Below are 13,626 nucleotides of genomic sequence, written 5' to 3'. Positions count from 1 at the left end.
GATCACGGGGGATGGGAAGGAGGGCGACGCCATGGTCATCGGCATCGTCGGGGCTCTGGTCTTCACACTGTTCGTCGCACTGCTCGTCGTGCTGGTCGTGGCCTCGGCACGCAGGGGCGCGGGCCGCACCCGGGCGACCGGCGTCCGCGCCGGAACGTCCGGGAGCCGCCGCGGCAGCGGCGACAGCAGCTGGTGGGCAAGTGGCGGCGGCTCCGGGTCGTCCTGCGGTTCGTCGTCCGGCGGCGGCTCGTCCTGCGGAGGCGGGTCGTCCTGCGGGGGCGGCGGCGGATGCGGCGGAGGCAGCTGACACGGGGCAGTCCGCCTCCGCCACGGGGGATGACGCATCCGCGGCAGCGGGGTCCGCACCTGGGGCGGGCCCCGCTGCGCCGTGATCGGCGGACGGCGGGCTGCGGTCCGGTTCCGGTCGGGCGGACGGTCGACGCGGCACGCGGGCGCCCGCCGTCACCACGAGGCGTACCCCGGGGTTGAACAGGTGAGCTGAGGGGCCCTCTAGGGGATGGAAAGCGCACGAAGTTGGGTAAAAACGCTGTGGCGGCACCCCAGTTCATGATTCCCTCTCCCTCACCGACGCAGTCCTCGGACTCCCCGCGGACCCTTCTTCCGGCCGGCCGTCCGGGCCGACGGGCCGGATTCCCCGGTGCGACCGGGGCGTGCGGACCCACATCTCCCTCTCCTTGCGTGCTTTGCGGAGCCGATCCATGCTCACGACCCTGACCACCGCCTACACCGACACCCGCGCGGCCGACCTCGCCTGGGCCCTGGGACGCGAGCCGCTTCCCGCTCTGGCCACCCTCGACCTCGAACTGGCCGGGGCGAAGCTGCAGTTGAGACTCCTGGGCGCGTCGCACCAGGTGCTGGTGGAGGAGGAGGGGGGCGTGTGCTCGGAGACGGTGGCGTGCATTCCGGGCAGCAGTACGCCCCTTCCGCTGGGCGTGGCCAAGCGGGTGGACGACTGGGAGTACGAGTTCGCCGCCCGGGTGGAGGTCCTCTCCCCGGGCTCCTTCGCGGGCCGCGCCCAGGAGTTGCTCGCGCTGGTCTCCGACCATCCGCAGGGCCTCGCCGGGGTCTTCCCCGGCAGCCCGCACGCGTTCACCGCGATGCTCGCCCAGCGTCACGGGGGCCAGGTCCACTGGCGGACCTGGCACGCCTATCCGCAGGACGGGCAGCTGGTGGTGACCCGGACGAAGGTGGGAGTGCGTGTGGGGGCGGCGCTGTGAGGGGCCGGCGCGCGGAGCCCGCGGGGGCGTGACCACGGGGGCGCGCCCAGGCGGTCCGCTCGCTCGTACCACTATCGGACGTACGTAAACAAACACCACACGTGTGGGTGACGATCCGTTCCGGAGGCGTAACGTAACGTCGCAGGGGTGATCGAACCGCAGGCCCCTGCCCCGCCCGGATCCGCGCAGCCCGGGGACGGGCCCGGCGGCGGCCCCGTGCGGCTGCCCGTGCGGCAGGGCACCGGGCGGTTCCTGGTCCTCGCGGGCGTGTTCGTCTGTGCGGCCTGCGGACTCGTGTACGAGCTCGAACTCGTCGCGCTGGCGACGTACTTGATGGGCGACTCGGTCACCCAGGCGTCCGTCGTGCTGTCCGTGATGGTCTTCGCGATGGGCATCGGCTCCCTGGCCGCGAAACGGCTGTGCCGGCACGCGGCGGCCGGTTTCGGCGCCGTCGAGGCCGTGCTCGCCCTCGTCGGCGGGTGCAGCGCGATGGCCCTGTACGCCGTCTTCGCCTGGACCGGCGGCTGGGGCGGCCCCTGGGCGAGCGGCCCGCGCGTTCTCCTGGTCGCCTTCTCCCTCGCCACCGGGCTGCTGATCGGCGCCGAGGTCCCGCTGCTGATGGAGCTGATCCAGCGGATCCGCCGGCAGGACGCGGGCGGTGCGGTGGCCGACCTGTTCGCCGCGGACTACGTCGGCGCGCTCGTCGGCGGCCTCGCCTTCCCCTTCCTCCTCCTGCCGTTCCTCGGCCAGCTGACCGGCGCGCTGATCACCGGTGCCGTCAACGCGGTCGTCGGCGGAGCGCTGGTGCTCGGCCTCTTCCGGCAGGACCTCACCCGCCGCGCCCGCCTGCTGCTGGTGGCCGCCAACGCCTGCGTGCTCGCGGTCCTCGCCTCGGCCGCCGTCCTCGTCGACGACTTCGAGCGGGCCGCCCGGCACGCCCTGTACGGCTCGGACGTGCGCGTGGCCCTGCGGACCGACGTCCAGGAGGTCGTGCTCACCGGCGGCCGGGACGGCCGGCCGCTGGGCCTGTACCTCGACGGGCGGCTGCGGGTCAGCGGCCGGGACGAACTGCGGTACCACGAGGCGCTGGTGCACCCCGCGATGACCGGGCCGCACGCCCGCGTGCTCGTCCTCGGCGGCGGTGACGGACTGGCCGCCCGCGAGGTGCTGCGCCACCCCGGGGTGCACCGGGTCGACGTCGTCGAGCTGGACGCGGACATGGTGCGGCTGGCCCGCCGCGACCCCGCGCTGTCCGCGCTGAACGCGCACGCCCTCGACGACCCGCGGGTGCGCGTGACCACCGCGGACGCCTTCGACTGGCTGCGCGGGGCGCCCCCGGCGGCGTACGACGTGGTGGTCTCGGACCTGCCGCACCCCGGGATCACCGCGAGCACCAAGCTGTACTCGCAGGAGTTCTACGGCCTGGCCCGGCGCGTCCTGGGACCCGGCGGGCGGCTCGTGGTGCACGGCGGCCCGGTGGCGTCCCGCCCCCACGACTTCTGGACGGTGGAGGCGACCCTGCGCGCGGCCGGTCTCCGCACCGCCCCGTACCGCACGCGCGGCCGGTTCGTCGACGTCGCCGCCGGACCCGGCCGCGCCCCCGCGGACACCGCCCCCGCCCCCCGCGACTGGGGCTTCGTCCTGGCCGCCCGCACGGACCCCGGACTGCGCCTCGACCCGTCCGGGCCGCGTCCGCGCACGCTCACCGAGGCCTCCCTCGCGGCGGACGCCCGGGCCGCCGCGCGCACCCGTGTGCCCGGTCTGCCGCCGTCCACGCTGGTGCATCCCCGGTACGCCGGCTGAGCCCCTGCCGCGCCCGGCACCGACGCGCCGCGACTTCGCGCCGACGGGGGTACAGCCCGGCGTCACCTGGGTAGGCTCCGCACTCATGGAGCACGAGGTGTTCGTTCCGGTTGCGGTGGAGCGGCTCAGGGAGGTGCTGGACGACCCCGCGCGGGTCGCCCGGGCGGTGCCCGGGCTCCAGCACGACGCCGGTGCCCCCGACCCCGTCGCCGGCCGGCTGAGGATCCGCGTCGGCGGCCACTCCGTCACCTACCGGGGCGCCGTACGGGTGTCCGGGCGGGACGACGGCTCCTACGCCGTCGAGGGCGACGTGGCGGAGACCCGCGGCACCGGCTCGGTGGAGCTGGCGCTGCGGCTGCGCCTGAAGGACGCGGAGGGCGGCGCCACCCTCACCGTCGACGGCACGGCGACGGCCGACGGCCGGATCACGGACCTTCCGGCGGACGCGGTGGCCTCGGCGGTGTCCCGCCTGCTGGACCGCTTCGCGGAGAACCTGGGCACGGTGGCGGCGGAACCGCCGGACACGGCGGCGGAGCCGGCTCCCGGCCCGCAGGCCCCCGGGGCGGAACCCGGCCCGGCCGCCGGCCCCGAGTCGCCGGAGCTCCTGGCGGCGGGGGACTTCGAACCGCGGGCCACCACCGACTTCGAGACCACCCCGGACGCGGACGACGTCCCGCCCCCCGTGCCCGGACCCGCGAAATCCCCGGAGCCCTCGGAGTCCCCGGAGCCCTCGGAGCCCCCGGAGGCCTCCGGGCTCCCAGGACCCGCCGGGCCCGCCGAGGAGCCCGCCCCGGACCTCCCCTCCGTCTTCGGCACGGAGGTCCCCCCGCCCTCCCCCGGCCCCGCCGACGAGGACGACTCCGTCGCCGAGGCGGCCCACGCCCGGCGGACGATGATCGGCCGCAGCGCCGAGGAGGTGGACCACGCACCGCCCCGCGGCCGGTACGCCCCCGTTCCCGCCCCCCAGACCGTCTCGCCCCGCAGCCCCCTGCGCTGGGCCGCCCCGGCGGCGGCGCTCGCGGTGGCCTCGGCCGTCGTCGCGATCAGGGCGCTGCGCCGACGGCACTGAGCGGCACCGAGCGGCACCGAGCGACGCGGGCCGTCCGGCCGGACAGGCCCCACGCCCCCTTGATCACCCCAGTAGGGTCGTCACGTGAGTAACGAAGACATCACGCTGACCGCGGGCGACGCGGAGGCGACCGTGCTGCCGGGCAACGGCGGCCGGGTCGGGGGGCTGCGGCTCGGGGGCGTCGAGCTGCTGCGGCAGGGCGAGCGGTACGGCTGCTTCCCGATGGTCCCCTGGTGCGGACGGATCCGCGACGGCCGGTTCCGGGACGGCGCCACCGTCCACCACATGCCGCTCAACGCCCCGCCGCACGCCATCCACGGCACCGCCCGCGACGCCGTCTGGCGCACCGCCCGCACGAGCACCGACGAGGCCGTGATCACGTACGACCTCGCCGAGCCGTGGCCCTACCCGGGACGCGTCACCCAGCAGATCGCGCTCACCGAGGACTCCCTGACGCTGACCATGAGCGTGGAGACCTACGAGTCGTCCTTCCCGGCCCAGATCGGCTGGCACCCCTGGTTCAACCGCACCCTCGGCGGCGCGGACGTGCGGCTGGACTTCACGCCCGCCTGGCAGGAGGAGCGCGGCGCGGACCACCTGCCCACCGGCCGCCGCATCGACCCGGAGCCCGGCCCCTGGGACGACTGCTTCGGCATGCCCGGCGGCGTCGACGTCACCCTCACCTGGCCCGGTCTGCTGGAGCTGAGGGTGACCAGCCGCGAGGAGTGGGTCGTGGTCTACGACGAGCAGCGCGAGGCCGTGTGCGTGGAGCCGCAGACCGGGCCGCCCGACGGCCTGAACACCCACCCGCGCCTGGTGACCCCCCTGGAACCGCTGGAGGCCTCCACCACCTGGAGCTGGACCCGCCTTTAAGCTGGCTGGCATGAGTGACGTTCGCGGCGCGCTGCTGCAGCAGATCAAGGACAAGGCCGTGGTGCACGGCAAGGTGACCCTCTCCTCCGGTCTGGAGGCCGACTACTACGTCGACCTGCGCCGCATCACCCTCGACGGCGAGGCCGCCCCGCTGGTCGGCCAGGTGCTGCTGGACCTGACCGACGGGCTGGACTTCGACGCGGTCGGCGGTCTGACCATGGGCGCCGACCCGGTGGCCGCCGCCATGCTGCACGCCGCCGCCGCGCGCGGCCGGAGGCTGGACGCCTTCGTGGTCCGCAAGGCCGCCAAGGCGCACGGCCTGCAGCGCCGCGTGGAGGGCCCGGACATCAAGGGCCGCCGGGTGCTGGTCGTCGAGGACACCTCCACCACCGGCGGCTCCCCGCTGACCGCCGTCGAGGCCGTGCGCGAGGCGGGCGCCGAGGTCGTGGCCGTCGCGACCATCGTCGACCGGGCCACCGGCGCCGCCGAGAAGATCCAGGAGGGCGCCGGGGTGCCGTACCTGTACGCGTACTCCAAGGACGAGCTGGGCCTCGACTGACCGGCCGGCGGCCGACCGCCCAGCCCTCGGACGGCACCGTGGACGTTCCGGCCGAGTCTGGAAAGATGGGGCCGACGATGACGTCGCAGCCAAGGTCTAGGTCAGGGCCGTAAGCACGCATATCGCCAACGCGCACAATCAAGGAGCGGACAGATGCCCATCGCAACTCCCGAGGTCTACAACGAGATGCTGGACCGGGCGAAGGCAGGAAAGTTCGCCTACCCGGCCATCAACGTCACCTCGTCCCAGACCCTGCACGCGGCACTGCGCGGCTTCGCCGAGGCGGAGAGCGACGGCATCGTCCAGATCTCCACGGGCGGTGCCGAGTTCCTGGGCGGCCAGCACAACAAGGACATGGTGACCGGCGCGGTCGCCCTGGCCGAGTTCGCGCACATCGTCGCCGAGAAGTACGACGTCAACATCGCCCTGCACACGGACCACTGCCCGAAGGACAAGCTCGACGGGTACGTCCGCCCGCTGCTCGCGGTCTCCGAGGAGCGCGTCAGGGCCGGCCGCAACCCGCTGTTCCAGTCCCACATGTGGGACGGCTCCGCGGAGACCCTCGCCGACAACCTCGCCATCGCCCAGGAGCTGCTGGAGCGCGCCCGCGCCGCCAGGATCATCCTGGAGGTCGAGATCACCCCGACCGGCGGCGAGGAGGACGGCGTCTCGCACGAGATCAACGACTCCCTCTACACCACGGTCGACGACGCGGTCCGCACCGCCGAGGCCCTGGGCCTGGGCGAGAAGGGCCGCTACCTGCTGGCCGCCTCCTTCGGCAACGTCCACGGCGTGTACAAGCCGGGCAACGTCGTGCTCCGCCCCGAGCTGCTGAAGGAGCTCAACGAGGGCGTCGCCGCCAAGTACGACCGGCCGGCCGGCTCCCAGCCGTTCGACTTCGTCTTCCACGGCGGCTCGGGCTCCACCGAGGAGGAGATCGCGACCGCGCTGGAGAACGGCGTGGTCAAGATGAACATCGACACGGACACGCAGTACGCCTTCACGCGTCCGGTCGCCGACCACATGTTCCGCAACTACGACGGCGTCCTGAAGGTCGACGGCGAGGTCGGCAACAAGAAGACCTACGACCCGCGCACCTGGGGCAAGCTGGCCGAGGCGTCGATGGCCGCCCGCGTCGTCGAGGCCTGCCGCAACCTGCGTTCGACGGGCACCCGGCTGAAGTAGGCCCTTCACGGGCGACGAGGGCCCGGCACCCGTCCAGGGTGCCGGGCTCCCCGCGCTTCCGTGTGCTCTCCCATGCCCGATGTCCGGCCGTCCGGCACCGGGCCGGGCCGACGGACGGGACCGGGCTCACACCGGTGCGGGAGGTCCTCCCCGGGGACCCGCCGCCGATCCGCCGGCCCGGACGGGCCGCGCCGCGGCGGCTGTCACCGCCTCAGTTCGGCGTACGCCTCGGCGCTGCTGTCCTGGAGGAACTGCCAGCACCGCTCCGTCTCGTCCTTCTCGCCGATGGACTCGGCGGCGCGGGCGAGGGCGGCGAGGCAGCGCAGGAAGCCGCGGTTGGCGCGGTGGCTCCAGGGGATGGGGCCGTGGCCCTTCCAACCGGCCCGGCGCAGGGCGTCGAGTCCCCGGTGGTAGCCGGTGCGGGCGTACGCGTACGACTCGACCACCCGCCCGGCCTCGAACGCGTCGTCGGCGAGCATCGCCCAGGCCAGCGAGAACGTGGGGTGCTTCGCCACCACCTCGGCCGGCGGTGCGGACTCCTCGCCCAGCAGACGGTACGCCTCCGTGTTCTCCGGCAGGTGCGTCGGGTCCGGGCCGCCCAGCAGGTTCTTGTGAGTCGTCATGGGATCAGTCTGCCACTCGCGGCGGGGTCGTCCGGGAGAGCGCCGCGGACGCGGCGGGGGACGGCCGGGACGCCGAGGGCGGGCGATCCACCTCGACGGGGGCGATCGATTCAAGCCGCCGCGGGCGCCTCTCCGCCGGATGTCCGGGTTTTGTCCGGTGATGTCTCGAACAACAGAGCGGATTCCTCCGGCTGTGACGCGAGAGCGGCCGAGTCCCCCCGCCGCGACCTGCGCGGACACCGGTTCCGCGGGTGGCGCGTCGGCCGCCGCGGCGATCGCCGCGGCCTCCGGCCGAACGCTTCCCGCGCCGCCTCCGGAACAGTCGGTGATCACCGCACCACGTAGGGTCGGATCCCGCCAAGTTGGCCATGTCTCCTTGATCCATTTCTTGGTGCGCGCCTAGCGTGAAGCCGCAGGAGGCCGCTGCGACTCAGCGATGACCAACCTCTTGGGGGGACGACAAGTCATGTCCAGTGCCATCGGCAACCCGTACGACGACCTGCTGGCAGACGTCTACGACTTGATGTACCCGGACGCGCTTTCCGGCACGGCCGAGGCGGTGGAGTTCGTCGCGGGCCTCTGCCCGCCGACGGGCTCCGTCCTCGAGTTCGGAGTGGGCAACGGGCGCCTCGCCGTTCCGCTCTCCGCACGGGGTCTCGAAGTCTTCGGCATCGACTCGTCGTCACGCATGCTGGGCGACCTGGCCGAGCGTGATCCGGACGGGAAGGTGAAGGCCGTGGAAGGCGACTTCCTGACCGCTTCCACGGGCCGGCGGCACGAAGTCGTCCTGATGGCCCTGAACACCTTCTTCTCCCTGCCCCAGCAGGAGCAGCAGATCGACTGCCTCCGCCGGATGCGCGAGCACCTCGCTCCGGGCGGCCGAGTGGTCCTCGAGGCCTTCGACCCGAGCCCGTACCACCGGCAGGAGGGTGAGCGGACCACGACCCGGTTCCTCGGGCCGGGGACCGTGATGCTGGAGAGCAGCCACGTGGTCCCGTCCCAGCAGTTGATCATCCTCGTCTTCGCGCTGCTGGCCGACGGCCCGACCCGTACCGCACACACGGCGTTGCGCTACGCCTGGCCCGCGGAGATCGATGCCATGGCGCGCTGCGCCGGGCTGCGGCTCGTGGAGCGCCACGCGGGCTGGGAGCGCGAGCCGTACGGTCCCGGCAGCCAGCGGCACGTCTCGGTCTACGAGGCGGCGGACGCGGCGCGGTGAGCGCCGTGCTGCAGTTGGCGGGTGTCCGCCACGGGTACGACGACCGGGTCGTCCTCGACGGGGTGGACCTGTCGGTCGCGGCGGGCGAGTGCGTCGCCCTGCTCGGCGAGAACGGCTCGGGCAAGTCCACCCTGCTGCGGCTCGCCGCCGGGCGGGAGACGCCGAAGGAGGGAACGGTCACGTTCCGGGGCCGCACCGCCTCCGAGGACGACGTCACCCTGCGCAGCAAGGTCGCCGCCGTCCTGGACAGCGGGGTCGGCTACCCGGACCTCAGTGTCCGCGAGCACCTCATGCTCGTCGCCCTGGCCCACGGCCTGGGCACGGCCGCCGCCGAGGCGGTCGACGACGTGCTCGCCGAGCACCGTCTCGACGGGCGGGCCGAGGCGTTCCCCCACCAGCTCTCCTCCGGGCAGACCCAGCTGATGGCGCTGGCGCAGGCGTTCGTCCGCCCGTGCGAACTGCTCATCCTGGACGAGCCGGAGCAACGCATCGACGCGGACGGCCGGCAAAGACTCGCCGAGCGCCTGCGGGCCGCGAAGGCGGAGGGCACCGCGGTCCTGCTCGCCACGCACGACCGGAACCTGGCCGCCGCGGTGGCCGACACGGCGTACACCGTGACCGGTGAGGGGCGACTGGCCCCGGAGCGGACCGACCGTGCGAACGGTGAGTGACTCCCGCGTGCGCCCGGCGGCGGGCACGGACGGCGACGCCGTCGCACGCAATACCGCCGAGGTACTGGCGCGGCTGCGCGTCGTGCGGGCGGCCGAGCGGGACGAACGGCGCCGGAGCCTCGCGTACACCCTGTACTCCACAGCGCTGCTGTTCGCCATCTGGGGTGTGCCGCTGCTGCTGGCAGCGGCGCGGGCCGGTGCCGACGGGCGGCTCGAAGGACCTGTGGCCGACCGCGTCCTGTCCGCCCTGCCGACCCTGGTCCCCGCCGTGCTGGCAGGGGCCGTACTGCTCCTGGCCGCGCGGGGCGGCTGGCAGGGGCCCGTGCTGCTGGAGCGGGCCGCGGTGACGTGGCTGGTCCCCCAGCCCGTCCTGCGGCGGGCGCTGCTGATGCCCAGGTTCGTCGTCTCCGCCGTGACGGCCTCGTCGATCGCGGTGGGGGTGGGCGCGGTCGTCGGCTTCCTGCTCCACGCGCTCGGCGCGGGCGACTGGTGGAGCATGACGAGTGCCGGGGCGGTGAGCGGCGGGGCCGTCGGGTGGGCCGGTACGGCCCTGGCGGTGCTGGTCCAGCGCCACAGCGAGTCCCTTCCCGCACGCCGCTCCCCGGTCGTCCGGACGGCGCGAGCCGTCGTCGCGGCGCTGTGGGCGATGGCAGGGGTCTCACTGGCGCACGGTCCGTGGTTCGCGGAGGCCGTGGTGCCCTGGTCGGGACCGTGGGGCTGGGCCGCGCTGCCGCTGACGAGCGCGGCGGGTGCCACCGGAGCGTTCGCCGCCGGAGCCGGGGGACTGCTGACGGCACTGGTGCTGGTCGCGGTGGGCATGCGCGCGGTCGACTCCGTGGCGCACGTCCCGGCACGGGTGCTGCGGACCCAGGCCGGTACCGCACTGCGCGTGCAGGCGTCCCTGTACTCGCTCGACCTGCGCCAGGCCCGTGCGGCGGTCCGGGCCACCCGGCGCCGCACCGCACGGCACGTGGTCCGGCTTCCGTTCCCGCGCCGGCCGTGGCTCGTCGTTCCGTGGCGGGACGCGACCGCGCTGCTGCGGGCTCCGGGCAGGCCGGCGTGGGCCGTGTTCTGGGCGGCGGCGGCAGTGGCCCTGCTGTGTCTCGACGACGTGCCGGCTCCGGTCACGCTCATGGCGCTGCCGGCCGCCTACCTCGCCGCGGCCCAGTTGGTGGAGCCCGCGCGGATCGAGACCGACGACGTCCGGCGTGCCGCGCAGGTGCCGTGGTCCGCAGGACAGTTGGCCCGTCTCCACGGGCTGGTCCCCGCGGCGTCGCTCATGGTGCTGTTCGTGCTCGGCGGGGCGCTGGCCCGGTGGGGCGGCTGGTGGTCGGACGGTCTCCTGCTGCTTCCGGTGACGGTGCCCGCGCTCGTCGGGGCCGCACTGGTGAGCGCCTACCGGGGCGCCGTACCGGCGCACCTGATGATCGGCTCCCTCACCCCGCTGGGCGACACCGGCCCGCTCGCCGCCCTGCTGTGGCAGGTGCGCGGACCGCTGGTGGCCCTGGTGTGCCTGGCGGCCGTCGACGGACCGGCGCGCGGGGCGGCGCCGGACGCGGTGGGACTGTTGTGGCCGCCGGTCGTGGGCGCGGCGATGACGTGGTGGGTGGGCGTGACGGCGCGCAAGACCGTGCGCCAGTGGTGACTCGACTCGACGGCAGGGGGAACGGTATGACGACGGGCACCCTCATGAGGGCCGAAGACGCGCGTGGCCCGGGGGAGCTGAGGGGGTCTCCGGCACTGGCCGCGTTCCTGGACCGGCTCGGGCTGGGCGAGCTGACCGGCCGGGACACGGCGACGCCTCTGGGCAGCAACCAGAGCGTGACGGGGACCACGAGCAGCGGCGCGAAGGTCTTCGTCAAGCAGCTGGACCGGCAGAAGCCGGACGCACCGCAACGGTGGGCCCGGATCGTCGGCTTCGACGAGTTCGCCGCGGTCCGCCCGGTGCCGGACCTGTGGACACCGCGGCTGCTCGGCGCGGACGAGCAGGAACTCCTGGTCGCCTTCGAGTGGCTGGACGACGCGGTCACGGGCGACAGCCTGGCGACGGACGACGAGTTCACCGACGACCTGGCGTACCGCACCGGCAGGGCGATCGGCGGTCTTCACACCACGTCGGCGGACGCCGCGCCGCGGCCCCTCGACACCTCGCCGCCGATGCTGCCCCCGGTGACGTTCCTGGACGCCATCCCCCTGGCCACGTACGTGCTGTCCAGCGGGGCCATGCTCGACGTGTGGCGGCTCCTCCAGAACGACGCGGACCTGCGTGCCGCGCTGACCGGGTTGCGCAGGCGGGAGAGCACGGTGCCGGCGGTCCCGGCGCACTGCGACCTGAGGCTCGACCAGCTGCTGTGGCAGGAGAACCGGCTGTACGTGTGCGACTGGGAGGAGTTCCGTCTCGCCGACCCGGCCCGGGACGTGGGCAGCTTCGCCGGTGAGTGGCTCTACCGGGCCGTGCTCGGCATACCCGAGGCCTCGGCCGAGCGGGAACAGCTCTCGCACCAGGACATCCTCGACCGGGGAGTGAGCGAACTGGCCCGTCTGCGGGGCAGGAACGTCGCCTTCTGGGCCGGCTACCGGGAGGCGGTCGGGCAGGTGGGGAGCGAGGTGGCGGCCCGGGCGACCGCGTTCGCCGGCTGGCACCTGATCGACCGCATGATTGCGTCCGCCGAGCAGCAGCCCAGTCTGGACACGATGAACCGGGCCGCCGCGGGGATCGGCCGGACGGCGGTGCTGCGACCCGAGAAGTTCGCCAGGACCATCGGCTTGGAGGGGTGAGATGACGGCATCCGGTACAGCGGCGTCCCCCGGGCTGGACGAGGCGCTCGAGGAGGTGCTGTCCGCCGTCTCCCCGACCGAGGACGGTACGGGCGTACGCCTCGGTGACCGTGAGGTGCGGGCCGAGCGGCCGCGCCGGTTGCGGCAGCGGCTGGGCACCGCTCTGTACGAGACCTTCCACGCCGGTCACGCGTTCGGCGACAAGCCCGGCATCCTGCACCGCGACATGGTCCTGGAGGCGCAGCTGGCCGAGGCCGTGCCGCACAGCACCACACCGGTCGCGGCCCGGCCGGTGGACGACCGGCCGCCGGGGAGCGGTCCGGTGGTGTCGCTCGGGGGCGTACGGGTCCGACTGCCCGCGGGGACGCTCCCCGCGGAGCCGGGTCCGGGAGGGGACGGCCGCGTGCCACTGCGCCTGCCGACCGCACGCCCGCGGCTGTCGCCCGGGTTCTTCCTCGTCGACGGTTCGCGGGGAACCTGTGGTCCCGGGCCCCTGCTGCGCGTCTACGTCCACCTGGCGGAGCCCTCGTCGGCCGTCGAGGTGTGGCGGACGGTCCTCGACCTCCTGGAGGAGCACGGCGTTCCCTACCGTGCGAAGATCACCTCCAGTCGTCGGCTGCTGCCCCGCCGTGACGGCCTGGTCGTCTACCTCGGACCCGGAGCCTGGCACACCGTGCCCGGCCTCGCGAAAGCCGTGCCGGCGACAGCGGTGGGTCACTCGGTGTCGGCCTTCGCGCGCGCCCTCGCCCCTGGCGTGGCGGTCGCCTGGGAACCGGACGACAAGCGGCCCGGCCGCAGGAACAGCAGCTTCGGCCAGCACCGCAGTCTCGCCATCGCCGAGGGCATCGAGGCTTCCCTCCGGGAAGGGGACCTCTCCCGCCTGCACGCGCATGTCCTCACAGCGCTGAACGAATCCGGAATAAACCCGTCCGCGCTCTTTCGCAATTCGAGCTCCCCCGACCTCCCTTTTATCTGTTGATTTCACCGGAAGGTGTGTGCGAGTATTTGTTCGCGCGGATGGGATTTCGCGTGAATGGCTCATTCAATCCACTGAAAGGTGTTATTCATGGATGCCGTTGAGCTCTTTGAGGGTTACTCCACCTACGCCAGCACCGAGGAGGTGGCCGCCGCCGACGCCTCGGAGGCCCCCGCCATCACGAGCACCGTGACCTCCTCGCAGGGCTGCGCGATCACCGTCAGCGCCATCTTCGGCTGCTGAACGAGCCCGGCGACGCCGGTGCGCCGGTCCGGGGCCGCGGTTCCGGACCGGCGCACCACAGGAAAGGCTGCGCATGCCCCATGTCCGCCCCCACGCGTATGCCCTGCCGAACGGTCTCCGGGTGGTCCACCACCGGCGCGTCCCGGAGGGCCTCGCCTGTGTCGGCGTGCACTACGGAGTGGGATTCCGTTCGGAACCCCGGGGCCGAAGCGGTTTTGCCCACCTGTTCGAGCACCTCATGTTCCAGGGGAGCGCGAGCGTCGCCCCGGCGGAGCACTTCTCCGTGATTCAGGGGTCCGGCGGATCCGTGAATGCGTCGACCCGGCAGGACTACACTGAATATTATCAATGCGCCCCGGAATCCGCGCTTGAAAGAATGCTGTTCCTGG

The 13,626-nt window shown here is 73.7% G+C and carries 15 protein-coding genes; 14 read left to right on the top strand and 1 reads right to left on the bottom strand.

The genetic code is table 11. The features are described 5' to 3' along the window. Window positions 1-31: 31 nt before the first annotated feature. The 7 genes from RIM90_RS04800 (at window position 32) to fbaA (ending at window position 6,727) form a co-directional block, all read left to right on the top strand. Window positions 32-307 carry a hypothetical protein gene (locus RIM90_RS04800; RefSeq protein ID WP_309059276.1) on the top strand — a complete coding sequence of 92 codons (276 nt, stop codon included), beginning with the start codon at window positions 32-34 and terminating at the stop codon, window positions 305-307. Between the two features lie 412 nt (window positions 308-719). Then, window positions 720-1,238, top strand: coding sequence for a DUF2617 family protein (locus RIM90_RS04795; protein WP_309059275.1), 519 nt, complete (start codon window positions 720-722; stop codon window positions 1,236-1,238). A gap of 147 nt (window positions 1,239-1,385) precedes the next feature. Beyond that, on the top strand, window positions 1,386-3,041 hold the full coding sequence (locus tag RIM90_RS04790) for a polyamine aminopropyltransferase (protein WP_309059274.1): 1,656 nt from the start codon (window positions 1,386-1,388) through the stop codon (window positions 3,039-3,041). Window positions 3,042-3,126: 85 nt separating this feature from the next. After that, complete coding sequence (locus RIM90_RS04785) at window positions 3,127-4,110, top strand: SRPBCC domain-containing protein (protein ID WP_309059273.1); 984 nt, start codon at window positions 3,127-3,129, stop codon at window positions 4,108-4,110. Between the two features lie 84 nt (window positions 4,111-4,194). Further along, window positions 4,195-4,983 carry an aldose 1-epimerase gene (locus RIM90_RS04780; RefSeq protein WP_309059272.1) on the top strand — a complete coding sequence of 263 codons (789 nt, stop codon included), beginning with the start codon at window positions 4,195-4,197 and terminating at the stop codon, window positions 4,981-4,983. Window positions 4,984-4,993: 10 nt separating this feature from the next. Beyond that, window positions 4,994-5,542 carry an orotate phosphoribosyltransferase gene (gene pyrE, locus RIM90_RS04775; RefSeq protein ID WP_309059271.1) on the top strand — a complete coding sequence of 183 codons (549 nt, stop codon included), beginning with the start codon at window positions 4,994-4,996 and terminating at the stop codon, window positions 5,540-5,542. Between the two features lie 153 nt (window positions 5,543-5,695). Continuing rightward, window positions 5,696-6,727 carry a class II fructose-bisphosphate aldolase gene (gene fbaA / locus RIM90_RS04770; RefSeq protein WP_309059270.1) on the top strand — a complete coding sequence of 344 codons (1,032 nt, stop codon included), beginning with the start codon at window positions 5,696-5,698 and terminating at the stop codon, window positions 6,725-6,727. Window positions 6,728-6,930: 203 nt separating this feature from the next. Here the strand turns inward: fbaA and RIM90_RS04765 are convergent, their stop codons facing one another. Then, window positions 6,931-7,350, bottom strand: coding sequence for a DUF3151 domain-containing protein (locus RIM90_RS04765; RefSeq protein WP_309059269.1), 420 nt, complete (start codon window positions 7,348-7,350; stop codon window positions 6,931-6,933). 466 nt (window positions 7,351-7,816) lie between these two features. Here RIM90_RS04765 and RIM90_RS04760 point away from each other — a divergent pair, with 466 nt between their 5' ends. From RIM90_RS04760 to RIM90_RS04730, 7 genes are all read left to right on the top strand, one after another. Beyond that, window positions 7,817-8,569 carry a class I SAM-dependent methyltransferase gene (locus tag RIM90_RS04760; protein ID WP_309059268.1) on the top strand — a complete coding sequence of 251 codons (753 nt, stop codon included), beginning with the start codon at window positions 7,817-7,819 and terminating at the stop codon, window positions 8,567-8,569. Next, window positions 8,566-9,240 carry an ABC transporter ATP-binding protein gene (locus RIM90_RS04755; protein WP_309059267.1) on the top strand — a complete coding sequence of 225 codons (675 nt, stop codon included), beginning with the start codon at window positions 8,566-8,568 and terminating at the stop codon, window positions 9,238-9,240. The genes RIM90_RS04760 and RIM90_RS04755 overlap by 4 nt, the downstream gene beginning before the upstream one ends. After that, the gene (locus RIM90_RS04750) at window positions 9,233-10,885 is read left to right on the top strand and encodes a DUF6297 family protein (RefSeq protein ID WP_309059266.1); all 1,653 of its coding nucleotides are present in this window, start codon (window positions 9,233-9,235) and stop codon (window positions 10,883-10,885) included. Before RIM90_RS04755 ends, RIM90_RS04750 begins: the two co-directional genes overlap by 8 nt. A 26-nt stretch (window positions 10,886-10,911) precedes the next feature. Beyond that, window positions 10,912-12,018: a class V lanthionine synthetase subunit LxmK gene (gene lxmK / locus RIM90_RS04745; protein ID WP_309059265.1), complete on the top strand. Its 1,107-nt coding sequence runs from the start codon at window positions 10,912-10,914 to the stop codon at window positions 12,016-12,018. A gap of 1 nt (window position 12,019) precedes the next feature. After that, the gene (locus RIM90_RS04740) at window positions 12,020-12,997 is read left to right on the top strand and encodes a T3SS effector HopA1 family protein (RefSeq protein WP_309059264.1); all 978 of its coding nucleotides are present in this window, start codon (window positions 12,020-12,022) and stop codon (window positions 12,995-12,997) included. 87 nt (window positions 12,998-13,084) lie between these two features. Further along, entirely contained in the window at window positions 13,085-13,237 is a 153-nt protein-coding gene (locus RIM90_RS04735; RefSeq protein ID WP_309059263.1) for an LxmA leader domain family RiPP, read from the top strand. A gap of 73 nt (window positions 13,238-13,310) precedes the next feature. After that, window positions 13,311-13,626: insulinase family protein (locus tag RIM90_RS04730; protein WP_309059262.1), on the top strand; the 316-nt coding region annotated here is incomplete at its 3' end.

Source organism: Streptomyces sp., assembly GCF_031181555.1.
Taxonomy (GTDB): domain Bacteria; phylum Actinomycetota; class Actinomycetes; order Streptomycetales; family Streptomycetaceae; genus Streptomyces; species Streptomyces fimbriatus.
This window is presented reverse-complemented; position numbering and strand designations above follow the sequence as displayed.